This window comes from Pseudarthrobacter sp. LMD1-1-1.1 (assembly GCF_040676255.1).
Lineage (GTDB): Bacteria > Actinomycetota > Actinomycetes > Actinomycetales > Micrococcaceae > Arthrobacter.
In genome coordinates this window covers 145,518-168,610 of sequence record NZ_JBEGHP010000023.1, presented here as the reverse complement: position 1 = coordinate 168,610, position 23,093 = coordinate 145,518, and the positions used below count along the sequence as shown (strand labels likewise).

General features: G+C 68.2%; 22 protein-coding genes. 11 read left to right on the top strand and 11 right to left on the bottom strand.

The window, feature by feature from the left end:
* The first annotated feature begins 32 nt into the window (after positions 1-32).
* Together MRBLMD1_RS14410 and MRBLMD1_RS14405 are read left to right on the top strand one after the other, a co-directional pair.
* A complete protein-coding gene (locus tag MRBLMD1_RS14410; protein ID WP_364400812.1) occupies positions 33-1,190 on the top strand; it encodes a glycosyltransferase family 4 protein in 1,158 nt (385 codons plus the stop codon).
* Entirely contained in the window at positions 1,187-2,551 is a 1,365-nt protein-coding gene (locus tag MRBLMD1_RS14405) for a UDP-glucose dehydrogenase family protein (protein WP_364400809.1), read from the top strand. Before MRBLMD1_RS14410 ends, MRBLMD1_RS14405 begins: the two co-directional genes overlap by 4 nt.
* A 3-nt stretch (positions 2,552-2,554) precedes the next feature.
* Here the strand turns inward: MRBLMD1_RS14405 and MRBLMD1_RS14400 are convergent, their stop codons facing one another.
* Complete coding sequence (locus tag MRBLMD1_RS14400) at positions 2,555-3,418, bottom strand: HAD family hydrolase (protein WP_159632606.1); 864 nt, start codon at positions 3,416-3,418, stop codon at positions 2,555-2,557.
* A gap of 199 nt (positions 3,419-3,617) precedes the next feature.
* On the opposite strand from MRBLMD1_RS14400, the gene MRBLMD1_RS14395 reads away from it, so the two are divergent.
* Both MRBLMD1_RS14395 and MRBLMD1_RS14390 read left to right on the top strand, forming a co-directional pair.
* Complete coding sequence (locus MRBLMD1_RS14395; RefSeq protein ID WP_043452229.1) at positions 3,618-3,887, top strand: GlsB/YeaQ/YmgE family stress response membrane protein; 270 nt, start codon at positions 3,618-3,620, stop codon at positions 3,885-3,887.
* Positions 3,888-4,100: 213 nt separating this feature from the next.
* Entirely contained in the window at positions 4,101-6,212 is a 2,112-nt protein-coding gene (locus MRBLMD1_RS14390) for a putative bifunctional diguanylate cyclase/phosphodiesterase (protein WP_364400804.1), read from the top strand.
* Between the two features lie 16 nt (positions 6,213-6,228).
* On the opposite strand, the gene MRBLMD1_RS14385 is transcribed toward MRBLMD1_RS14390, so the two are convergent.
* Entirely contained in the window at positions 6,229-6,639 is a 411-nt protein-coding gene (locus tag MRBLMD1_RS14385) for a hypothetical protein (RefSeq protein WP_364400801.1), read from the bottom strand.
* Between the two features lie 222 nt (positions 6,640-6,861).
* On the opposite strand from MRBLMD1_RS14385, the gene MRBLMD1_RS14380 reads away from it, so the two are divergent.
* Positions 6,862-7,416, top strand: a complete 555-nt coding sequence (locus MRBLMD1_RS14380) for a dihydrofolate reductase family protein (RefSeq protein WP_364400798.1) — start codon at positions 6,862-6,864, stop codon at positions 7,414-7,416.
* On the opposite strand, the gene MRBLMD1_RS14375 is transcribed toward MRBLMD1_RS14380, so the two are convergent.
* Together MRBLMD1_RS14375 and mmuM are read right to left on the bottom strand one after the other, a co-directional pair.
* The gene (locus MRBLMD1_RS14375) at positions 7,413-7,760 is read right to left on the bottom strand and encodes a DUF3846 domain-containing protein (RefSeq protein WP_159632610.1); all 348 of its coding nucleotides are present in this window, start codon (positions 7,758-7,760) and stop codon (positions 7,413-7,415) included. The genes MRBLMD1_RS14380 and MRBLMD1_RS14375 overlap by 4 nt on opposite strands.
* Positions 7,761-7,815: 55 nt before the next feature.
* A complete protein-coding gene (gene mmuM, locus MRBLMD1_RS14370) occupies positions 7,816-8,772 on the bottom strand; it encodes a homocysteine S-methyltransferase (protein ID WP_364400795.1) in 957 nt (318 codons plus the stop codon).
* Between the two features lie 101 nt (positions 8,773-8,873).
* Here mmuM and MRBLMD1_RS14365 point away from each other — a divergent pair, with 101 nt between their 5' ends.
* Complete coding sequence (locus tag MRBLMD1_RS14365) at positions 8,874-9,635, top strand: IclR family transcriptional regulator (protein WP_364400792.1); 762 nt, start codon at positions 8,874-8,876, stop codon at positions 9,633-9,635.
* 3 nt (positions 9,636-9,638) lie between these two features.
* Here MRBLMD1_RS14365 and MRBLMD1_RS14360 read toward each other — a convergent pair whose 3' ends face one another.
* Both MRBLMD1_RS14360 and MRBLMD1_RS14355 read right to left on the bottom strand, forming a co-directional pair.
* On the bottom strand, positions 9,639-10,400 hold the full coding sequence (locus MRBLMD1_RS14360) for an IclR family transcriptional regulator (protein WP_364400789.1): 762 nt from the start codon (positions 10,398-10,400) through the stop codon (positions 9,639-9,641).
* A 95-nt stretch (positions 10,401-10,495) separates the two neighbouring features.
* Entirely contained in the window at positions 10,496-11,932 is a 1,437-nt protein-coding gene (locus MRBLMD1_RS14355; protein WP_364400786.1) for an amino acid permease, read from the bottom strand.
* Positions 11,933-12,141: 209 nt separating this feature from the next.
* On the opposite strand from MRBLMD1_RS14355, the gene rlmC reads away from it, so the two are divergent.
* The gene (gene rlmC / locus MRBLMD1_RS14350; protein ID WP_364400783.1) at positions 12,142-13,269 is read left to right on the top strand and encodes a 23S rRNA (uracil(747)-C(5))-methyltransferase RlmC; all 1,128 of its coding nucleotides are present in this window, start codon (positions 12,142-12,144) and stop codon (positions 13,267-13,269) included.
* Between the two features lie 21 nt (positions 13,270-13,290).
* Here rlmC and MRBLMD1_RS14345 read toward each other — a convergent pair whose 3' ends face one another.
* Positions 13,291-13,911 (bottom strand): FMN-binding negative transcriptional regulator, encoded by a 621-nt coding sequence (locus MRBLMD1_RS14345; protein WP_364400780.1) that lies wholly within the window; start codon positions 13,909-13,911, stop codon positions 13,291-13,293.
* Positions 13,824-14,858, bottom strand: coding sequence for a DMT family transporter (locus MRBLMD1_RS14340; protein ID WP_364400777.1), 1,035 nt, complete (start codon positions 14,856-14,858; stop codon positions 13,824-13,826). The genes MRBLMD1_RS14345 and MRBLMD1_RS14340 overlap by 88 nt, the downstream gene beginning before the upstream one ends.
* Between MRBLMD1_RS14340 and MRBLMD1_RS14335 the strand changes: the two genes are divergently transcribed.
* The 4 genes from MRBLMD1_RS14335 to MRBLMD1_RS14320 all read left to right on the top strand — a co-directional run bounded on the left by MRBLMD1_RS14335 (position 14,857) and on the right by MRBLMD1_RS14320 (position 20,141).
* On the top strand, positions 14,857-16,269 hold the full coding sequence (locus MRBLMD1_RS14335; RefSeq protein WP_159632618.1) for a PLP-dependent aminotransferase family protein: 1,413 nt from the start codon (positions 14,857-14,859) through the stop codon (positions 16,267-16,269). The genes MRBLMD1_RS14340 and MRBLMD1_RS14335 overlap by 2 nt on opposite strands.
* Positions 16,270-16,398: 129 nt before the next feature.
* Positions 16,399-17,418 carry a DUF6454 family protein gene (locus tag MRBLMD1_RS14330; RefSeq protein ID WP_159632619.1) on the top strand — a complete coding sequence of 340 codons (1,020 nt, stop codon included), beginning with the start codon at positions 16,399-16,401 and terminating at the stop codon, positions 17,416-17,418.
* A gap of 72 nt (positions 17,419-17,490) precedes the next feature.
* Complete coding sequence (locus MRBLMD1_RS14325; protein ID WP_364400773.1) at positions 17,491-19,191, top strand: phospholipase C; 1,701 nt, start codon at positions 17,491-17,493, stop codon at positions 19,189-19,191.
* A 248-nt stretch (positions 19,192-19,439) separates the two neighbouring features.
* Positions 19,440-20,141, top strand: a complete 702-nt coding sequence (locus MRBLMD1_RS14320; protein WP_364401444.1) for a hypothetical protein — start codon at positions 19,440-19,442, stop codon at positions 20,139-20,141.
* Between the two features lie 8 nt (positions 20,142-20,149).
* On the opposite strand, the gene MRBLMD1_RS14315 is transcribed toward MRBLMD1_RS14320, so the two are convergent.
* The 3 genes from MRBLMD1_RS14315 to MRBLMD1_RS14305 all read right to left on the bottom strand — a co-directional run bounded on the left by MRBLMD1_RS14315 (position 20,150) and on the right by MRBLMD1_RS14305 (position 23,079).
* Positions 20,150-20,977 carry an SDR family NAD(P)-dependent oxidoreductase gene (locus MRBLMD1_RS14315; protein ID WP_275180465.1) on the bottom strand — a complete coding sequence of 276 codons (828 nt, stop codon included), beginning with the start codon at positions 20,975-20,977 and terminating at the stop codon, positions 20,150-20,152.
* Positions 20,978-21,093: 116 nt separating this feature from the next.
* A complete protein-coding gene (locus tag MRBLMD1_RS14310) occupies positions 21,094-22,497 on the bottom strand; it encodes a GntP family permease (protein ID WP_224025379.1) in 1,404 nt (467 codons plus the stop codon).
* A gap of 36 nt (positions 22,498-22,533) precedes the next feature.
* Positions 22,534-23,079 (bottom strand): gluconokinase, encoded by a 546-nt coding sequence (locus tag MRBLMD1_RS14305; RefSeq protein WP_364400769.1) that lies wholly within the window; start codon positions 23,077-23,079, stop codon positions 22,534-22,536.
* Between the last annotated feature and the right edge of the window lie 14 nt (positions 23,080-23,093).

Sequence of the window (23,093 nt, the reverse complement as noted above, 5' to 3'; positions counted from 1 at the left end):
GTCATTTCAAGGAAGGCGCCCACGGTGGAGGGGTGAGGATCGCAATCGTTGCCGAATCTTTTTTGCCGCTGATGAACGGCGTCACCCATTCCATTCTGCGGGTCCTGGACCACCTCCAGGAGCGCGGCGACGAGGTGCTGGTCATCGCGCCTTCCGGACATGACGGGGAGGCCGCGGGCCGGGTCAAGGGGGCGGAGGTGCACAGGCTGCCCGCGGTCCCGCTGGCCGGCTACACGAATGTGCGGGTGGCACTGGGAGGTGTGTACCGGGTCAAGCGAATCCTTGCCGAGTACGCGCCCGACGTTGTCCACCTTGCCTCGCCGTTCGTGCTGGGCTGGCGTGCCGCACAGGCTGCGCACCAGCTGGGCATCCCCACCGTGGCCATCTACCAGACCGAAGTTCCCAGCTACGCCGCCCGGTACGGCGTTCCCTTCCTGGAAAACTGGGCCTGGAACAGGGTGGAGAACATCCACCTGCTCTCCTCACGCACCCTGGTGCCCTCAACCTTCGCGCTGAACCAGGTGCGCGGCCGGGGCATTCCGCGGGTGCGCATGTGGCGCCGCGGCGTGGACACCGCGAGGTTTTCGCCGGCAAAGCGCGACGACGGGTGGCGGGCTTCGGTGGCTCCGGGCGGGGAACGGATCATCGGCTACGTGGGCAGGCTGGCGGTCGAAAAGCAGGTGGAAGACCTTGCCGCCCTCGCCGGCATTCCCAACACCAGGCTGGTGGTTGTGGGCGACGGCCCGCAGCGGGCAGCCCTTGAGGCGGCACTCCCCCGGGCGGTGTTCACCGGATTCCTGGGCGGTGATGACCTGGCACGGGCAGTGGCATCGTTCGACCTGTTCGTCCATCCCGGCGAGTTCGAAACCTTCTGCCAGACCATCCAGGAGGCCATGGCATCGGGTGTACCGGTGGTGGCCACAGGGCGGGGCGGCCCGTTGGACCTGGTGGAGAACTCGCGCACCGGGTGGCTCTACGAACCGGGCGACCTGTCCGCCATGCGGGCCCGGGTGCAGGACCTGGTGGGCGACGACGCCAAACGGCGGGCATTTGCGGCCGCAGCACACGCCTCGGTCCAGGACAGGACGTGGCCCGCGCTCTGCACGGAACTGGTGCAGCACTACGCGGACGTCATCGCGGGGGCGCCCGCACCAGCACAAAAGGTTTCAAAGGCAGGAGCATCATCATGAAGATTTCCGTGATCGGCTGCGGCTACCTGGGCGCGGTCCACGCAGCAACCCTGGCCTCCATGGGCCACACCGTGGTGGGCATCGACGTCGACCCCGGCAAGGTGGCGCAACTGGCGCGGGGAGCCGCACCGTTCCACGAACCTGGACTGGATGAACTCCTGGAGCACGGCCGCGCCACCGGACGGCTGCACTTCTCCACCGATCCCGCCGACGCAGGGGACGCCCAGGTGCACTTTCTGTGCGTGGGGACGCCGCAGGACAAGACGTCCGACGCCGCCGACCTTTCCTTCCTGGTCTCCGCCGCGGCGGCCTTGCTGCCGCACCTGGCCGCGGGCGCCGTCGTCGTCGGTAAATCCACGGTGCCCGTTGGCACCGTGGACATGCTTCAGGATGTCCTGGCCGCACGGCCTGATGTGCTGCTCGGCTGGAATCCCGAGTTCCTCCGGCAGGGCACCGCCGTCAAGGACTCCCTGGTCCCGGACCGGCTGGTCTACGGCGTGGACGGCGGCCGGGCCGCCGCCTTCCATCCCGCCACCGGCGCACCCCTGGGGGTGACGGCGGCCCTGGACGGCGTCTATGAGCCGCTGCTGGCTGCCGGGATCCCGCGGCTGGTCTGCAATTTCGCCACGGCAGAGCTCATCAAATCGGCCGCGAACGCCTACCTGGCAACCAAGGTCAGCTTCATCAACGCCGTCGGTGGACTGTGCGATGCCGCGGGCGCTGACGTCACCGAGCTCAGCGAGGCGATGGGGCTGGATCCGCGGATCGGTGGCCGGTACCTGCACGCGGGTCTTGGTTTCGGCGGCGGCTGCCTGCCCAAGGACATCCGCAGCTTCCGAACCCAGGCAGCCACCCTGGGCGTGCCCGCGGTGGAGGACTGGATGCGGCTGGTGGATGCAGTGAACCTGGGCCAGCGGGAACGCACGGTGCGCCTGGCGGCGGAACTGTGCGGCGGGGCGCTCGCCGGGCGTTCCATCACCGTGCTGGGTGCATCCTTCAAACCGGATACCGATGACATCCGCGACTCCCCGGCACTGGATGTCGCGGACCGGCTGGCCGCCGCCGGTGCCCATGTGACCGTCACGGACCCCAAAGCGGTGAACCTTGCGTGGCGCCGCTACCCACGCCTCCGGTTCGAGTCCTCCGCGGCGCGGGCGCTCCAGGACGCCGAACTGGTGTTGCTCCTCACCGAATGGGACGAGTACCGGCAGCTGTGCCCCGCCTCGACCGGGCAGCAGGTACGACGCCGGGTGGTCCTGGATGCGCGCAATGTGCTGGATGCTGCCGCCTGGCAGGAACAGGGCTGGGTGGTGCGAGGACTTGGGACCGCCGCGGGGGCCTTGGCGGCGGCCGCACACTGAGGTTCAGCCCAGGAGCCCCAGCTCGGCGAAGGCCAGCGCAACGCCGCCACCGGCCGGCGCGGCGGTAACCCTGTCCGCTACGGCAAGAACGGAGGGATGGCCACCTTCCACGGCGATGCCCACGCCCGCGTACTCGAGCATCTCCACGTCGTTGGCGCTGTCGCCGATGGCCACGATGTCTGCCCGGTCCAGGCCGAGCCGGGCCTCCACCACCTGGATACCCACGGCCTTATGGGTGCCCGCCATGTAGATCTCCCCGGCACGCTCGCCCAGCGCCGACAGCGAGCTGGGAATCAGCCCCACCCCGGGGCCGAAGGTTTCCATCAGGCGGCCCAGCGGCACCGGCGAGTCGAAGCAGGAGATTTTGGCGTAGGACGTGGCGCGGAGGTCGTCGCTGTACTGCATGGGCCCCAGGATGTCCTCGAGCGGATCAACGTCCGTGCTGAGGACGCCGTCATGCTGCGGCCGGCCGGCAAAGATGGGCCCGAGGACCTCCCGCAGCCGCCGGTCCACGCCCGTGCGGCCGTGCAGGGCCTCCGGCGCTTCCAGGATGTAGGCCGCACCGTGCGCGTCGAGCGTTTCGACGATGCGTGCCGCCAGCTCCGGCTCAAAGCGGGTGTCCTTGAGGACTTCACCGCTGACCTCCACCCTGGCGCCGGCGCCGGTAATGGTGCCGTCGAATCCTGCTTCGAGGATGTGCCCGGGCACCATGGACAGGGGACGTCCGGTGCAGACGAACACCAGGTGGCCCAGCTTCCGTGCGGTCCGGACGGCATCCACATGTGCCTCCGGAGCCAGCCCGTGGTCAGCGTAGGTGCCGTCGATGTCAAGGAAGATGGCACGCGGCCGCTGGGTGTGGCTGGACATGCCGGAGCTCCTTCATCAGATGCAGGGACACCCAATCCTACCGGCAGCCGCTTTACCGCCGGAGAAAAGTTCGCGGAATTCAGGTCAAACTGACAGTCATCCTGTGATATTGAAAGCCTTGCAGAGTAGTAAGCCTGCTGATTGAATGAGGGAACCGGAAATGGGGGCCCGGCACAACTTACTGACAAGGAGTGGCAACATGGGCATTATCGGATTTCTCATTTTGGGCCTGATTGCTGGAGCCATTGCAAAGGCCATCCTCCCGGGACGCCAAGGCGGCGGCTGGGTGATCACCATGGTCCTCGGCGTTGTTGGGGCCATCCTGGGCGGCTGGATCGGATCACTGATCTTCGGCGGCGGACTGGCCGAATTCTTTGACATCAGGACCTGGCTGCTGGCCATCCTCGGCTCGATCATCGTGCTGCTGATCTACGGCGCCGTCACCAACCGCAGCGGCCGCCGGGTGTAGCCGCTTTCCCCTATTCATCAGTAAGAGGCGCCGGACCCCATTGGGGGGTCCGGCGCATTTTACGTCCGGGGCCAGGTCCGTGCTGGACCAATATGAAAGTACGGGTACCGGCCCAATTTCCCCCTGCGGCCTTTATGATGGCGAAGGGGTGGTGTGATGACCGGTTTTTCGGGCCGTGACAACAATGTGGCATTACAAACTTTTGGCGGGGTCATGGACGCAAGTCCGGATGCCCTTTTGGCCCTGGCTGCGGACGGCACCGTCCTGGCGGTAAACGCGGCAGCGGCACGGCTGTTTGCCCTGCACCGGGACGCCTTCACCGGCCTGGACCACCGGCTGCTGATCGGCGAGGGTTTCCGCGACGACGTGGCCCATCTGCTGCACCAGCTCCTCACCCACCCGGAAGAGCATCCCCCGCCGCTGGAAATCAGCGCCCTGCGCGGGGATGGCACCGAGACCGCCGTCGAACTGGCCGTGGCCGTCCTCCCCGGGCCGGACCCGGACGGCACCCAACCAAACGGCGCCGGCACAAGCCCCGCCGGCGCACGGCTGCTGCTCTCTGCGCGCGGCACTGCGCACCGCAAGACAGCCGACGCCAACCTCCGCGAGGCCATGTCCCTGTTGACGGCCACCCTTGAATCAACTGCAGACGGCATCCTGGTCATCGCCACCGACGGCAGCGTGGCCGGATTCAACGACCAGTTCCTCACCATGTGGGGCATCCCTCCCGAGATGATGGAGGCCGACAGCGAGGAGCCGGCGCTGAGGCTGGTCATGGCGCAGATTGCAGATCCCGTGCCCTTCGCCGCGCGGCTGGGCGAAGTCCAGGAGGACCCGGCAGCCGAAAGCCACGACGTGGTGGAACTCCGCGACGGCCGTACCCTGGAACGCTATTCCCGCCCGCAACGCGTCGGCGAGAAAATCGTGGGCCGCGTATGGAGCTTCCGCGACGTGACGCCGCGGCGGAAAGCGCAGGAGCAGGCACAGCAGGCCCTGATGGACCTCGCCGTGCAGGCTGAGAAGCTGCGCGCCATGGCCTTCCAGGACCCCCTGACCGGGCTGGCCAACCGGGCCGTCTTCAACGATGCCCTGGCCGAATCCCTGCAGGAACCGCGGCTGAAGACCGTGGATGTCCTGCTCCTGGACCTCGACGACTTCAAGGAAGTCAACGATATCCTTGGCCACCAGGCGGGCGATGACATGCTCATCGAGGTGGCACGCCGGCTCCGCGGCTGCGTTCCGACGGCCGACGTCGTGGCCCGGCTGGGTGGCGACGAGTTTGTGGTGCTCCTGACGGCCTGCCCCGACGCCGACGCAATCGCCGCGTGCATCGTGCGCTGCCTGCACGTCCCGGTGACCATCGGCGGCACCGTCCTGCGCCCCAGCCTGAGCCTGGGGCTCGCCTCCCTGGGCCAGGACAGCGTGGGCCCGTCCGAACTGCTGCGGCATGCGGACATCGCGATGTACGCCGCCAAGGCCGCCGGCAAGAACCGGTTCCTGCGGTTCCACCCGGACATGATGCAGGCCCTGGTACAGCGGACGCACATGGAAAGCGGGCTCCAGCTGGCCGTGCCCCGCGGCGAAATCACCGTGGACTTCCAGCCGATTGTCTCGCACCGCATGGGGCAGGTGGTCCAACTGGAGGCGCTGGCCAGGTGGGACCGGGGCGGCGAGCGGATACCGCCCTCGATCTTCATCCCACTCGCCGAGCGCACCGGGCTGATCGGCGAGATCGGGGCCGAGGTGATGGCCACCGGAATGGTGCAGCTGTCCCAGTGGCTCAGCGAGGATCCGTCACGGTCCCTGGCGGTGAACGTCTCCGGCGTGCAGCTGCAGGAACCCGACTTCGCCGAAAACGTCCTGCGGCTGGCGGAAGCCAGCGGGGTGGCGCCCTACCAGCTGGTCGTGGAAGTTACCGAGAGCGTGTTCTTCGACGCCGACTGCAGCCTGATCCAGCAGCTCAGCGCGCTGCGGGATACGGGCGCCCGGGTGGCGCTGGATGACTTTGGCACCGGCTATTCCTCGCTGGGCCGGCTGCAGGACCTGCCTGTGGATACCGTCAAGATCGACAAGACCTTCGTCTCCATGGTGCGGACCGGCAATGAGCGCCTGCCCATCCTCAGCTCCATGATCAACATGGCGCACAGCCTGGGCCTGACCGTGACGGCCGAGGGCATCGAGACAGCAGCGCAGGCGGACTACCTGACGGCACTGGAGTGCGATTCACTCCAGGGGTACCTTTTCTCGCTGCCGGAACCCGGTGACAGGCTGCACCAGGCTTTGCACCACGCGGAAGAGGCCCTCAACGCACTGAAGGGCAGGTAGCCGTAGGGCTCCGGGATCAGGCTGCTTCCTGGCGGCCCGGGCGCTGCGGCTTGCCCGGCGCGGGCTGGGAGGTCTGGGGCTGGGAAGCCTGCGGCTGGGAGTTTTGCGGCTGCGCGGGCTGGGCCCGTTCTCCGGCACCGGCAAGAACGCTGGCCGTGCCGGCGGGCGTGGAGGCGGCCGGGACGGCAGCGCGGTCGCGGCGCCAGCGGCGCACCAGGTCGACGGCGGCCAGCAGTCCCGCGAGTGGCGTCAGCACGGCTGCGGCGTAGACGAACAGCATCCAGGTCAGGGTGGTCAACGGCGGCTGGTTGTTGTTGAGCAGCGACAGGCCGCCGAGCATGGCGACGACCCAGAACAGCAGGACGGCCGTCAGCACGGCGCCGGCAGGAAAATACTGGTTGGTCACGACTTTTTTCAGGGTTTCCATGCACTTCCTCCTGCCTGTCCGGGGGACGGCGAAAGCCGTTCACTCACCAGTATGGGGCCCGGCAGGTTCGAAACCGCGCAAGGCAACACGGCGAGTGATGAAGCTAACGCGGCTTCCGGCGTCGTCCGTATCCGGGGGCCGAAACGGCCGCCCCAAAACCCTTCCCGCAAAGGACCTGGCCGAATACCGTAGGGCCTGTCCGCACATTATCTGGAGGCTCCCATGCGCAAAGTCACTGCCGGCCTGTTCCACTCCGTGGACGGGGTGGTGTCCGAACCTTTCAAGTTCCAGTTCGACAGCTTCGACGAGGAACTCGGTGCGGGCCTGGCCACGATGATCAACACCGTGGACACCGTCATCCTGGGCCGCGTGAGCTACCAGGAGTGGGCGGATTACTGGCCCACAGCTCCGCAGGACCAAGCCTTTGCCGCGTTCATCAACCCCGTGGAAAAGTTCGTTGCGTCGCGCACGCTGACGGGACCGCTGGAATGGCAGAACTCGCGGGTGATGGACGCGCCGCTGACGGAATTCGTGGGCGCGCTAAAGGAACGCGACGGCGGGGAAATCGCCGTGTGCGGAAGCATCTCCGTGGTGCGCCAGCTGCTGTTCGCCGGGCTGCTGGACTCGCTGCAGCTGATGACCCACCCCGTGATCGCCGGCAGCGGCCGCCGGCTGTTCGAGGACGGCGACCCGCTGACCCGCCTGGTGCTGCAGGACCAGTCGGCAACCAGCAAGGGCAACGTGCTGAGCACCTACGGGGTACGCGCCAGCGACTAGGCGGCCAACGCCCCGAAAAGCTCCTCCACGAGCCGCTCCAGGTGCTCGGGGATGTCTGCCTCGGTGCCGTGTTCGCCGCGGCCCAGGAAAACTGCGGTGCCGCGGATCCCGTCAAGGTCCAGGCCGCATTCGTGCATCAGCTGCCCCGCGCGGAAGTTGACCGGCAGGAGCCTCGTGACGCTTTCCGCGTTGAGGTAGACATGCCAGTCGCCGCGGATCACGGATTCCAGCGGGCCGCCCACCAGGGCTTCAAGGGCCTTCAGGTCCGCGTCAACCTGTTCCAGGCGGATGGGCTCGGCATTGCCGGCCGGTATGACAAGTGCTGTGTAAGTTCTGGTGTCCATTGTTCGCTTCTCCACTGGGTTTAACACCCGTGGAGGCGGCAGTGTTCCCGGAAGGCTACGCCTGCGCGGCCAATGCGGCGATGTCCCGGGGAGTGGTCCGGCAGCAGCCACCCAGGATGCGCGCGCCCGCTTGCTGCCATTCACCGGCACCGGCGGCCAGGCTTGCAGGCGCCCCTCCCCCGGCCGCGCCGCCCTCGTCTCCGCTTGCCTGGCTCCACGTCTTGGTTGCGGAATCGTAGGTCTCCCCCGAATTCGGGTAGGCCACCAGGGGTATGTCCGTGTGCGGGCGCAGGGCGGCCAGCGCCAGGCGTACCCGGTCAAGGGGCACGCAGTTCACTCCGACCGCCGCGACGCGCGGCTGCCCGTCCACAAGCTGTGCCACAGCGGCCAGCGGCGTGCCGTCGCTGATGTGGCCGCCGTCGCGAAGGGAAAAGGAGAACCAGGTGTCGACGCCGTGTTCCCGGCTGAGTGCCAGCAGGGCCTCCGCCTCGGCGAAGGAGGGCAGCGTCTCGAAGGCGAGGAAGTCCACGCCGGCCTTGACCAGTGCCGCTACGCGGGGAGCATGGAACTCCTCGAACTCCCCGGGGGCGAGGCTGTAGTCCCCCCGGTATTCCGAGCCGTCCGCGAGATAGGCGCCGTATGGGCCCACGGAGCCCCCCACCAGCAGCGGCCCGGCGTCCGGATGCTCCATCAGGTGCTCCCGCCGTGCTTCATCCGCCAGCCGGACGGACAGTTCAACCAGGTCCAGGGCTTCCTCCTCAGCCATGCCCCGTGCCGCAAACCCCCGGGGCGTTGCCTGGTAGCTGGCTGTTGTGGCGATGTTCGCACCCGCCGCGAAGTAGTCTCGGTGCACGTCCCGGATAAGCCCGGGCTGCTCCAGCAGGACTTTGGCCGACCACAGGGGGTCGTCCAGGTTGCAGCCGCGCGCCTCCAGTTCGGTGGCCAGGGCGCCGTCGGCAATCAGGGTGCGGCCGGATTCCAGTGCGGCGGAGAGGGAAGAAAGTGGAGGCATAAGTTCACTATAGGCATGGACTCATGCTTTTACTGAGTGTTACCGGCGCCGACAACACTGCCGCACAGGAGGGCCCCTTGGGGATCGCTAGACTCCCTTCTATGTCGAAGACCTCCAGCATGGGCCGCGGAATCCAGGCCTTGCTTGCCGTGGGGGAACGCCACACCCGGGGGTTTCCCGGCGGCAGCGCCGCCGAGGTCGCCGCCGATCTGGACCGGGACCGGAGCCAGGTGTCCCGCAGCCTGCGGACCGGCGGACAGGAAGGCTTCCTGGCCCGCACTGCGGCGCGCACCTACGTCCTGGACTGGTCGGTCTTCACCGACGCGCAACTGCTGACCGAACGCCGCCTCCAGGCCGACGGCGCCACCGCCCTGGACGCCCTGGCCGCCGGGACCAACGAGGCGTGCTTCCTTGGAGTGCTGCGCGGTGACAGCACGGTGACCATCGGTGAGAGTGTCCCGGCGGGCAGCAACCTGGTGGGTTCATGGCTGGGCCGCCCCTATCCCGCCTACTGCAGTGACGCCGGCCAGGCGGTCCTGTGGGAGGCGCCGGAAGAGGAGGTCCGGAGCGTGTTTTCACAGGTCGTGTTCACGCGCCACGGCCCCAATACGCCCGCAAGCGTAGATGAGTTCCTGGCGCGGCGGGAGGCGGCGCGCGCCCGCGGATACTCGATCGTGGATGAAGAAGCCGAGCCCGGGCTGTACTCCCTGGCCGTGCCGGTCCGCGACTTCAAGGGCGACGTGGTGGCGGCCCTGCAGATCGTGGGTATCAAGGACCGGCTGGAACCACGGCGGGAACCGTGCGCAGCCGCCCTGATGGCCCAGGGGTCCTGGCTTGAGTCAAGGCTCGGCTACCGGAGCTGAGCCTCAGGTCCGGGGTGCACCGAGGCGCGTGGCGGCGGCCGAAAGCACAGCTGCCGCGGCGGCGGAATCAGCTCCGAACTCTCCGCGGCTGCCCAGCACGCTGAGCGACCCCAGGATGGAACCGCCGGCGTCCCGCACGGGCACGGCGAGCTCCACCACGCCGTGTTCAAACTCCTCCTCGGCGGCGATGAACCCGGCAGTGCGGTCCCGCTCCATGAGATCCCAGATACCGTCGGTAGTGTGGGCAGCGCCGGGTCCGCCGATGCCGATGTAATTCACGTCCGCGAGCAGTTCGGCCAGGGCGGACCGGTCGAAGTCCCACAGCAGGGCCCTCCCGGCGCCGGTGCACCAGACGGGCGTGACCATGCCGGGCACCACGAAACTGCCGGGCACGGCTTCATTGCTCGAGGCGCGGAGCAGGATGACCCGGTACCCGTCGCGGACCGAAAGCCGTGCCCGTACTCCCGGCCCGGCGACCAGCTCCTCGAGCAGCGGCTTCGCCTCCCGGACCCAGCCCGTGTTCAAGGCGGCGGCAAGGCTGAAGAAGCGGGGGCCTGTCCGGAACGGCCCGCGGTCAAAGCGCTCCAGCAGTTCCAGGCCGCACAACTCCTGGGCCAGGCGCGACACCCGGCTTTGTTCCATGCCAAGCTCCGCGGCGAGCTGCGAAACACCCAGCGGCGCCTGCCCCCGCTTTTCCCGTTCGACCACGTGCCGCAGGATCCGCAGTCCCTGCGCCATCGAGGACGCCTCGGCGGTTGATTCCACGCTTTCCTGCCCTCCCGGCTGCCGACAACGGCCCCATTGTTCCACGGGCGCTGCTTGTTGCACCCAGGGCGCTGCCGTCGTCGTCCGTGCCCTGCCTACCGGCCGGCCCGCGCGGCGCTGCGTCCGTGCCGGAAGTGGAAGTAGGCGTAGCAGGCGGCGACAAAGGGGATGCCGAAGTAGAGCGCCGCTGCCTGGGCCGGGTCGAGCGCGATGCCGACCAGGGAGATGACACAGAGGGAGAACGCGAGGATGGGGACCAGCGGGAACAGGGGCGCCCGGTAGGCAAGGGTGGAGACGTCGCCGCCGTCGCGGACGAAGGCGCGGCGGTGGAAGTAGTGCGAGGCGGTGATGGACATCCACACACCCACCACGGCGAAGCCTGCCACCGAGACGAGGACCAGGTAGACAGTTTCTGGGGCCACCACGCTGCTGAGCAGGGAGGCGAGGCCGCCCACCATGCTCACGGAGAGGGCCACCATGGGAATGCCGCGGCGGTTCAGCTTCTTCAGGGCGCGGGGTGCATGCCCTTCATCGGCGAGCGAATACAGCATCCGGGCGCAGGAGTAGAGGCCGCTGTTTCCGGCGGACAGCAGAGCCGTGATGATGACGAAGTTCATGATGTCCGCGGCGAACGGCACGCCGATGGCGGAGAAGACAGTGACGAACGGGCTCTCGTCCAGCCCCACTTCCGTGTAGGGGATGGTGCCGGCGATAACGGTAATAGCGCCCACGAAGAAGATCAGCAGCCGGATCACGGTGGTGCGCATGGCCTTGGGAATGGCGGTTGCGGGGTCCTTGGTCTCACCGGCGGCGACGCCGATCAGTTCCGACCCGGAGAAGGCATAGAAGACGGCCAGCACCGTGACCAGGATGCCGGTGAATCCGTTGGGGAAGAGGCCCGATTCCGTGGCGAAGTTCTGGAGCAGGAGCGGGTGGTTGCCGCCGTTGCTGAGCGGGTGGAAGCCGAACAGCGCCGCCCCGCCCAGGACGATCAGGCCGATGATGGCGGCCACCTTCACGATGGCGAACCAGAACTCGGCCTCGCCGAAGAACCGGGAGGAGACGGCGTTGAAGCCAAAGAGGATGGCGGCAAAGACCAGGCACCAGACCCACACCTCAACGTCCGGGAACCAGCGCTGCATGAGGAGCCCGGACGCGGTGAACTCGGAGCCGATGGCCACGGCCCAGCACAGCCAGTACAGCCAGGCGGTGGCGAACCCCGTGGCCGGCCCGATGGAGCGGGCGGCGTAGATGTGGAAGGCGCCGGATACGGGATAGGCGATGGCCAGTTCGCCCAGGCATGCCATGACCATGTACACCACGAAGGCGCCCACCAGGTACGCGATGACGGCGCCAAGCGGGCCGGCCTGGGAGATGGTGTAGCCCGAGCTGACGAAGAGGCCGGAGCCGATCACCCCACCCATGGCGATCATGACCAGATGGCGAGGCCCCATGGAACGGCGGAGGGCGGACTCCACGGGCTGCGGTGCCGCAGGCCGTGGATCGAGGGTGAGCGGGGGTGTGGGTTCCACGGGTCTCCAAACGAATAAATGCACGGTGTCAGTGCCGAAAGTAGCATGGCTGCCGAATTTCGCGGCATCAAAAGCATGGAAGCATGCTCATATTGCACGGGGTTACGTTTGCGGCCGTGCTGGAAGGTGCGACGATGGCACGTGGCCGGGTGCCGCCGTCGTACCTTCCCGTCCCGGCCGGGAAGGCGACCGGGTAAACTTGACCAGTCATGCGCTGTTCCTACTTTGATGCCGGCACCTGCCGCTCCTGCACCCAGATGGGCAGGCCGTACAGCGAACAGCTGGCCGGCAAGCAGCTGCACTGCCAGGGCCTCCTGTCCGACCACGCCTCGCTGGAGTGGCTGGAGCCCGTGGCCAGCCAGGAGTCCGGCTTCCGCAACAAGGCCAAGATGGTGATCGGCGGGACGGCGCAGAACCCCACGATCGGAATCCTTGACGCCGACGGCCACGGCGTGGACCTGCGCAAGTGCGGCGTCTGCTCCCCCGGCCTGCGGGCTGTCTTCCCGGTGCTGGCCACCTATATCCGCCGCCTCCGCCTGACGCCCTACGACGTTCCGCGCCGGACCGGCGAACTCAAGCACGTCATCATCACCGAATCCCCGGCAGGTGAGGTCATGCTCCGCCTGGTCCTCCGCTCCGAGCAGACCCTGCCGCGCATCCGGAAGCACCTCCCCGATCTCCTGGCCGACCTGCCGCAGGTCAAGGTGGTCTCCGTCAACCTGCTCCCCGAGCACAAGGCCGTCCTCGAAGGCGACCGCGAGATCCTGCTGACGGAGCAGTCCACGCTGGAGATGCGGGTCAATGACATCAACCTGCACCTGAGGCCGCAGAGCTTCTTCCAGACCAACACCGGCATGGCCGCGGCCCTGTACCGGCAGGGGCGCGAGTGGGTCAACGAGCTGGCGCCGGCCTCGGTGTGGGACCTGTACTGCGGCGTGGGCGGCTTCGCCCTGCACAGCGCTGCCCCGTCCCGCACGGTCACCGGCATTGAAGCCAGCAGCGAGGCCATCGTCTCGGCGCGGCTCAGCAGTGACGAGGCAGGCCTGGCGGGCATGGAATTCCACGCCGGCGACGCCACGGCGTTTGCCCTCGCCGCGGAGCAGTCGCCGGAGCTGATGATCGTGAACCCGCCGCGGCGCGGCATCGGCAAGGAGCTGTGCGGCTGGCTGGAGTCATCCGATGTCCAGCATGTGGTCTACTCCAGCTGCAACGCCCAGTCGCTGGCCCGCGACCTGGCCGCGCTCCCGTCCTTTACAGCCCGGCGGGCACGGGTTTTGGACATGTTCCCGCAGACCACGCACTACGAGGTGATGGTGCTCCTGGAACGGACGGCCTAGCGCCCGCCGGTTTCCCGGGAGTCAGGGGCGGACGCGTTCGACGGCGGCCGCTCCGGCTTCCCGCCCGATGGCCCGGAGTCCCGCCGCCACCCCTGCGGCGTCGGCATCGGAGCGGTTCTGGCTGAGTTTCTCCTTCGCCTCGATCCTGGTGATCACCAGTTCCACGCCCACAATCGCGCGCAGCTGCCCGGCGATGAACTTTTCCGGGGCGTCGTCCACGGCCCACGGATCCGGCCGGCCGCCCTCGTGCAGGCCGGTCAGGTGCCGGACATGGCGTGCCAGCCAGCCGGCGTCGTCATGGACCACCAGCTCGCCGTAGACGTGTGCGGTGCTGTAGTTCCAGGTGGGAACCACGCGGCCATGCTCTGCTTTGGCGGGATACCACGACGGCGAGATGTAGTCATCGGGGCCCTGGATGATGGCGAGCGCCTCCGCGGTGGGGGTGCTGAACCATTGCGGGTTGTTCCGCGCCATGTGCGCCTGCAGTGCGCCATGCTCCCCCACCGCCGGATTGAACGCGACGGGCAGCAGCGTTGCCAGCAGGCCGCCGTCTGTCATGGTGACGAGATTGGCGGCACCGGCGTGTGCAAGGAGGTTCCGGATGGCGCCGGGCTGGGCGGCGAAGTGGGCGGGAATGTACATGGGAGTGTCCTTTCGTGCGGCTGGGAGGTTGGTTTGAGCCGGATGCGGACGGCCGCGGCGGCGCAAAGGATGACGGCGAGGGCGCCGGCCACCGTGGGCCAGGTGAGCGCCTCGCCCAAAAGGAGCGCGGCCCAGCAGATGCTCATCACCGGCTGCAGCAGCTGGATCTGGCTCACCTGCGCCATGGGGCCGGTGGCCAGCCCGCGGTACCAGGCGAAGAAGCCAAGGAACATGCTGACCACGGCCAGATAACCGAACGCGGCCCACTGGGTGGGGGTGGCCGACGGCGGCTGGCCCTGGACGGAGACAACGGCCAGGACCAGCATGGCCGGCGCGGCGAGGACCAGCGCCCAGGCGATGGTCTGCCACGAGCCCAGTTCGCGGGCCAGCAGGCCACCCTCCGCATACCCCACCGCGGCACAGGCAACGGCGCCAAGCAGCAGGAGGTCTGCCCAGTGCAGCTGTCCCGCTCCCCCGGACTGCAGGACGGCAAAGGTTATGGCTGCCAGCGAGCCAAGCACCGCCACGGCCCAGAAGAGGGCCGGTGGACGCTCGCCTGTGCGCAGCACGGCCACCGTGGCCGTGGCGGCGGGCAGGAGGGCGATAACCACGGCGCCGTGGGCGGCCGGCACGGCGGTGAGGGCGTAGGACGTCAGCAGCGGAAAGCCTGCGACGACGCCACCGGCCACTAGCGCCAGCCGCAGCCAGGTGTCTGGATGCGGCAGCCGCTGGCGGTTGATGGCGAGCGCTGCGGCGGCAAGGACAGCGGCCATCACGGCCCGGCCGGAACCGATGAACAACGGCGGGAACCCGGCGACAGCCAAACGGGTGAAGGGAACGGTGAAGGAGAAGGCCGCAACGCCCAGCAGGCCCCACCAGATCCCGGTGGACGGCCGGGACAGTATCACTGGGCCATCCAGGACAGTAGCGCTACTATGTTCTTTCATGAACAACGATAGCAGTTCACGGATCGTGGCGGCACTCCGGCAATGGGTTGCGGGAGCGGCGCCCGGAGCCAAACTGCCGTCCACCCGCTCGCTGGTGGCCGAGTACCAGGCGAGCCCCGTGACGGTCCAGAAGGCTCTGCAGGCGCTGGCCTCGCAGGGCCTGATCGAAAGCCGGCCCGGCGTCGGGACGTTTGTCCGTGCCGTCCGCACCGCACGCCCGTCGGACTATGGCTGGCAGACCGCAGCGCTGCGCTCGCCGTCATCTCCGCTGCCGCCGTCGTCGGACACCATGCGCAACGTCCCCGGCGACGCCATCTGGTTCCACTCCGGCTACCCGGACCGCGAGCTGCTGCCGGAACGGCTGGTCCGCTCCGCGCTGTCCCGCGCCGCCCGCGGCGACGCGGCCCTGTCCCGGCCGCCCGCCGCCGGCATGCCCGAACTGCAGCAATGGTTCGCCCAGGAACTGGGCGCGGCAACCCCCGTGGGGATCACGCCCCCAACGCCAAACGACGTCATCGTCCTGCCCGGCAGCCAAAGCGGACTCAGCTCCATCTTCCGGGCGCTGGTGGGCGCGGGACAGCCTCTGCTCATGGAGTCGCCGTCGTATTGGGGTGCCATCCTGGCCGCCGCCCAGACCGGGGTGCGGGTGGTCCCGGTGCCCACAGGGCCCGAAGGCCCGGACCCCGCCGACGTGGACCGCGCCTTTGCCGAGACCGGGGCCCGGGCGTTCTACGTGCAGCCCAACTATGCGAATCCCACCGGGGCCCAGTGGGCGGCGGGCCGGGGCGCCGAGATCCTCGACATAGCCCGCCGGCGTGGTGCCTTCCTGGTGGAGGACGACTGGGCCCACGATTTCGGCATCACCTCGAACCCCGTCCCGTTGGCCACGCAGGATGATTCCGGCCATGTGGTCTACATCAGGTCGTTGACCAAGAGCGTGTCCACGGCCATCCGCATTGCCGCCGTGATCGTGCGCGGGCCGGCGCGGGAACGCATCCTGGGCCACCGCGCCGCTGAGTCGATGTACGTCAGCGGACTCCTGCAGGCAGCGGCGTTGGACGTGGTGACGCAACCCGGATGGCAGACCCACCTGCGCAGCCTCCGCCAGCAACTGCAGGCCCGCCGGGACCTGCTGGCCACCAGCATCCGGGAGCACGTTCCGCAGGCACACCTCGACAACCTGCCAAGGGGCGGACTGAACCTGTGGCTGCGGCTGCCGGACACCACAGACCTTCCACGGCTGGTGCGTGACTGCGGGGACGCCGGCGTGATCATCGCCGCCGGCACCGGGTGGTTTCCCGCCGAGCCCGCCGGCGCGTTCATCCGCCTCAACTACTCAGGACCGAACCCCGGTGCCTACCCGGAAGGTGCCCGCATCATCGGAGAGGCGCTCGCGCGCAACAGCCGCTAGGGACCCGCCCCGTGCGCCAACAGGTCAGCGGGGCGCCAGCAGTCGTTAACCGGGCCGCCATTCCCGGTTCATTACCCATTAGTAACTTGGGAGCTCCTGTTGAGACCCCAACCTTAAGAGGCCCCCACCATGAGCCCCAAACCCAACCGGCGTGCCCTGACACTGGCCGCCTCCCTCATCGTTGCCGCCTGCGCGGCCGGCGGAACCGCCGCAGCACAGGCCACCGTCCCGGCGCAGGGCACCAGTCCCGCAGCCGGAACCCACCATGAAACGGACACCGACCTGGCCACCGCGTTCGACTCCGTCACCCGCAACACCGCCTGGCAGCAGACGTCCAAGCTGAAGCTGAACTTCCCCACGTACCACACCGAGGGAATCGCCTACAGCCAGGACCACATCTTCCTCTCGGCCGTGCAGATCCTCGAACCCACCGTCAAGTACCCCACTCCCCAGGGCGGCTACGACCGCACACCCGGCAAAGGCATCGGCCACCTGTTCGTCATGGACAAGGCCGGCAACCTGCAAAAGGACATCATCCTGGGCGAGGGCGACATGTACCACCCGGGCGGCATCGACTTCGACGGCACCAACGTGTGGGTTCCGGTAGCCCAGTACCGGCCGGACAGCAGCGCCATCATCTACAAGGTGGACGCACAGACCCTGGACGTGCACAAGCAGTTTGAAGTCAAAGACCACTTTGGCGGCATCGTCCTGGACAAGCAGACCGGCCACCTCGTGGGCAACACCTGGGGTTCCCGGCGGTTCGCCGAATGGGACCTGCAGGGCAAGGAACTCGCCGCCTGGGAGAACCCGAACTATTTCATTGACTACCAGGACTGCCAGTACGTGCCCAATGCGAAGATGCTCTGCGGCGGAGTGACCAACCTCCCGCAGACTCCGTCCGCCGGCGGGACAGCGGCCACCTATGAACTGGGCGGCATGGCAATGATCGACCTGAAGTCCCATCAGGTGACACGCGAGGTCCCGTTCCAGCAGTGGTCCACTGCCGGGCACGTGGCCACCCGCAACCCGTTCAAAATGACCGCCGACGGCAACCACCTGAGCATGACGGTGGCCCCCGACAACGGCGACGAAGGCAACGGCACCGAGATCCTCACCTACGAGGCCGACGTCACCCCCGCCAAGTAGCAGCAGAACCCTCCCTGCACCTGCCCCGTCCGGCGGCAGGTGCGCCCCTGAGCAGGAACGATTGGATACCCCATGCCTTTTACGGCACCGAGATTCACCAGAAACAGAGTTGCTGCGGCCACCGGCGCGGCCGTCCTGGCTGCTTGGGCAGCGACGGCCGGACTGGTCGGCGTCAGCGCCGGCCCGGCCACGGCCGCCGGCACCCAGGACGCCACGGCGACGCCCATCAAGCACGTCGTGGTCCTCTTCCAGGAAAACGTGTCATTCGACCACTACTTCGCCACCTACCCCAAGGCGGCAAACACCCCGGGTGAGACGCTTCAGGGTTCAGGCTCCCCCGCCGGCTCCTTCACGGCGGCGGACGACACACCCAAGGACATCAATACCCTGGCCAACGCCGGCCTGCTGGCGCCGAACAACCCCAACTCCGTCCAGCCCGCGCGGCTCTCCCCGATGCAGGCCGTCACCTGCGACCAGGACCACGGCTACAAGGCCGAGCAGAACGCCTACAACGGCGGCCTCATGGACAAGTTCGTCCAGTTCACCAGCCGCGACGCCTGCGGCACCAACCAGTACGGCCGCCCCGGCCTGACCATGGACTACTACGACGGCAACACCGTCACCGGCATCTGGAACTACGCCCAGAACTACGCCATGAGCGACAACCACTTCAGCACCGTCTTCGGTCCGTCCACCCCCGGCGCGCTGAACCTGATTTCGGGCCAGACCCACGGCGCCAAGGAATACACCGCCGCCGGCCAGCCCGTCGCCACGCCGGCCACCGGAAGCAGCGCGGTCCGGCAGCCCGACGCAAACGGCGTCGGAACGGTGATCAACGATCCCGACCCGGTCTACGATGACTGCTCCAACAACAGCCATGCCAAGACCAACAACCTTGCCGGCATGACCGGCAGGAACATTGGCGACCTGCTCAACGCCCAGGGCACGTCCTGGGGCTGGTTCCAGGGCGGTTTCGCGCCCACCACCGCGGCTGCCGGTGGCACCCCCGCATCCTGCCTTGCCAGCCACACGAACGCCGCCGGCGCCTCCGTGGTGGACTACTCCCCGCACCACCAGCCCTTCCAGTACTACGCCTCCACCGCCAACCCGCACCACCTGGCCCCGGCCTCGGACGCGGAAATCGGGCATGACGGCCAGGCCAACCACCAGTACGACCTGACGGACTTCAGCAAGGTGGTGGACAGCGATAACATGCCAGCCGTCTCCTTCCTGAAAGCGGGCATGTTCCAGGACGGCCATGCCGCCTACTCGGATCCGGTTGACGAGCAGAACTTCATCGCCAAAACCGTCAACCAGATCCAGCAGTCCAAGAACTGGGACAACACCGCCGTCGTCCTCGCCTATGACGACTCCGACGGCTGGTACGACCACGCCGCCGCGCAGCCCAAGAACGCCTCCACCGGCAGCGACGACGCCGCATGGTGCCAGGACGCCGCAGCGAAGGGCGTCCCCGTGGCCGGCGGCTACGCCGACCGCTGCGGACCCGGCCCCCGCCAGCCGCTGGTGGTCATCTCCCCCTTCGCGAAGAAGAACTTCGTTGACCACACCGAAACCGACCAGGCCTCGATCCTGAAGTTCATCGAGGACAACTGGCACACCGGCCAGATCGGCGACGCCTCCGCCGATGCGGCCGCCGGGTCCATGGAGGCAATGTTCAACTTCCACCACGAACGCAACGACAAGGTCCTGCTCAACGAAGAGACCGGAGCCGTCGCCTCGATCACCCACAACGGGCACCCCGCCGGGCAGTAACCCCACCCTCCGCACAGCAAGAACGGCAGGAGCGCTGCCCGGCACGAGCCGGGCAGCGCTTTTTCCGTGAATGGCTCAAGATTTGCGCTTAATCCGTTCTCCGCCAGTACGCGAAGCTACGCTGGCCGTGCCATCCGCATCCAGCGCACGCCATTGGGGGACCCATGCCTGCCAGTCGACACTTTTCTTGGCCTTTCCGCGCGTACCGCGGGGACGGGACGCCTGCCGCGGGAGGGTCCCGGCAACCGATATTGCGCGCGGGGGCCGCGGCCGCCGTGCTCCTCCTGCTGACCGGCTGCTCCACGCAGGCCTCGCTGTCCGTTGCTGCCCGCCCCGCCACCGAATCCGCCACGGCCACGCCTGCCGCGAAGCCCATCGCGGACACCCCGTGCACGGCCATCGACGCCCGGCAGGTCTCTGGCGGAAGCAGCTATGTGTGCACCAAGGACGAGTCAGGCAGGCTGGTGTGGCTGGAGGCCGCAGTGTCCAAGCGCGTCTCCGACAAACTGGCTGCGGCCGCTGCCACCAAAGCGGCCGCCGACAAGGCCGCAGCCGAACAGGCAGCTGCAGCTGAGAAGGCTGCTGCTGAAAAGGCGGCCGCAGACAAAGCCGCGGCGGACAAGGACGCCGCCGATAAGGCCGCGGCAGAGGCTGCAGCCCGGCAAGCGGCTGAGGCGAAGGCGGCCCAGGACGCGGCTGCAGCCAAAGCCGCTGCAGACGCCGCGGCCAGGGCCGCCGCACCTCCAGCGCCCGCGCCTGCGCCCCAGCCCGTGCCGGGAACGAACCCCGGCTGCGACCCGAACTACTCAGGCTGCGTTCCCATCGCCTCCGACGTTGACTGCGCAGGTGGAAGCGGCAACGGGCCGGCCTACGTCCGTGGCCCCGTCCAGGTCATCGGCCGCGACATCTACGGACTCGATGCTGACCACGACGGTGTCGGCTGTGAGTGACACAGCGGTCAGGCAAAGGCCTTGACCAGCTCTTCGCTCTTCTCCCACAGCCCGCGCGCCAGTCCGGCGTCGTAGGCCTGGGCGTTGGCCTTGGCCAGGGCGCGCTTGGCGTAGTAGGCCCCGGAAATCCAGTCCATGCCCGCGGTGCCGTTGATGAGCCAAAGCATCGTGTCGGCGCCCTGGTCCGGGCTGAGCATGAAGCGGTTCAGCAGGGTGGTGTAGGCATGCCGCCACGGGCTTCCGGACTCCGCCGCGAAGTTGGTGCGGACCACGCCCGGGTGGAATGCCGCCGTCGTAATCCCCTGGTCATGGAAGCGGCGGTGCAGCTCGGAGGTGAACAGGATGTTGGCGAGCTTGCCCGTGCCGTAGGCGCGGTTGGTGCTGTACCCGTACTCGGCGTTGAGGTCGAAGAGGTCCAGCTTGCCGAAGTTGTTGGCGGCGCTGGAGGTGTTGATCACCTTGGCGCCGCTGGCGGTGAGCGTGTCCATCAGGAGGGTGGTGAGCAGGAACGGTGCCAGGTGGTTGACCTGGAACGTCGTCTCGTTGCCGTCCACGGTAAGCGTCCGCTTGCCCATGATCCCGCCGGCGTTGTTGGCCAGGACATCGATGCGCGGGTAGTTTGCCTTCAGTTTCTCCGCGAGGTCACGGACCTGTGCGAGGTCGGCGAAGTCGGCCAGGTAGTGGTCGGCGCCGATGTCCCCGGCCAGGGCGCGGGTCTTGCCGGCGGAACGGCCGACGACGACCACCTGGTCCCCTGCCTGGGCCAGCGTCCTTGCGGCTGCCGCTCCAATGCCGTCGCTGGCGCCGGTGATCACGATCGTGCGGGGAGTCGTCAAGGGGTGTCCTTTGGTCGGCGGGTGGCGCACCGGCATGGCACACCAAGGGGCATAACGACGGCGGGGCGGCCGGTGTTCCCACCAGCCGCCCCGCCGTGCTCCCGGACAGGAGGGTGTCAGCCCACCGCGCCGGCCACCAGGAAGATGACGGCGGCGACGGCGAAGCCCATCACGCCGATGAGGGTTTCCATGACGGTCCAGGTCTTCAGGGTGGTCTTGACGTCCATACCGAAGAAGCGGCCCACCAGCCAGAACCCTGAGTCGTTGACGTGGGATACCACCACGGATCCGGCAGCCACGGCGATGACCATGGCGGCGATCTGCATGCCGTTCAGGCCGCCACCCGCCACGGCGGGAGCAATCAGGCCGGCGGTGGTGGTGAGCGCGACGGTGGCTGAGCCCTGGGCAATGCGCAGGATGGCGGAGATCAGGAACCCGGCCAGGATCAGCGGGATGCCCACGTTGCCCAGCACGTCCGCCAGCGCCTTGCCGATGCCGGAGGTGCGCAGGACGCCGCCGAACATGCCGCCGGCACCGGTGATCAGGATGACGGAGCAGACCGGTCCCAGGGAGGACTCGAGCAGCTTCTCCAGGGCGCCGGCGTCGCGGCCCCGGCGGGTGCCCAGCACGAACAGCGCCGCGAGCACTGCGATCAGCAGGGCCACCGGGGTTTCACCGATGGTGCGCAGGACCTGGAACCACTGTTCCTTCTTGACGGAGTCATCCAGCGCACCGGAGGACGCCAGGGTGTTCAGGCCGGTGTTGAGGAAGATCAGCACCAGCGGCAGGAGCAGCAGCCCGATGATGGTGCGGAACCGGGGCGGGTGCGCCTCGGCCTCGGCGCTGGCGTGGCCCAGGATTTCGGGGACGGGGAGGACCAGCTTCTTGCCCGTGTACAGGCCGTAGAGGTAGGCGGTGACGTACCAGGTGGGGATGGCGGTGATGAGGCCGGCGATGAGCACCAGGCCGATGTTCGCGTCGAAGAAGGCGGCGGCGGAGACCGGGCCCGGGTGCGGCGGCAGGAAGATGTGCATCACCGAGAAGGCGCCGGCGGCGGGCAGGCCGTAGCGGAGCACTCCCCCGCCCAGGCGGTGGGCGACGGCGAAGACCACGGGCAGCATGACCACCAGGCCGGCGTCGAAGAAGATGGGGAAGCCGAAGATCAGTGAGGCCAGGCCGAGTGCGAACGGGGCGCGTTTTTCACCGAAGATGCCGATCAGGTAATCGGCCAGGACCTTGGCGCCGCCGCTGGTTTCCACGATCCGGCCGAGCATCGCGCCCAGGCCAACGAGCAGGGCCACGGTTCCCAGGGTGGTGCCGAAGCCGTCCACCAGGACGGGAACCACCTTGTTGGCGGGGATCCCCGTGGCGAAGGCCGTGGCGAGGCTGATGAGGATCAGGGCGATCAGGGCGTGCATCCGCAGCCGGATGATCAGGAACAGCAGCACGAGAATTGCCGCCGCGGCGATGAGCAGCAGTGGACCTGCGCCCATCGTCTGGGTCCATCCTTCGATGGTCATGGTTCTCCTTTGAAACAGGGTTGGGGATTTGGGGGGTCAGGACGCGCCGGGCGCCTGGCCGGTGGGGAGGTTGAGGGCCTGTACGACGGCGGCGACCAGCTCTTCGGGTGAGCGCGAGATGTCGAGGCGGAGGCTGCCGGCGGCGATCTCTTCCGGGGTGAGAGGCTCCAGGGTGGCCAGCTGGCTGGGCAGCAGCGTGGGCGGCATGAAGTGCCCTTCCCGGCCCTGCATGCGCTGGCTGATCAGGTCCGCCCCGCCGTCAAGGTGGAGGAAGACCACGCGGCCCTGGGCGCCGGACAGCAGGTCCCGGTATCCCCGCTTGAGCGCGGAGCAGGTCAGGACCGTGCTCTTGCCTGCGGCAGCCTGGGCGGTCATCCAGTCACGGATCTCCTCCAGCCACGGCCAGCGGTCTTCGTCCTGGAGGGGGATGCCCTGGCTCATCTTGGCGATGTTTGCGGCGGGGTGGAATTCGTCCGCTTCGGCGCATGCCCAGCCCAGTTGGCGGGAAAGTGCCGCGGCCAGGGTTGATTTGCCGGAACCGGCAACGCCCATGACCACAAGGTGCGTGGCTGGATACTGCATGTCATACCTCCGGA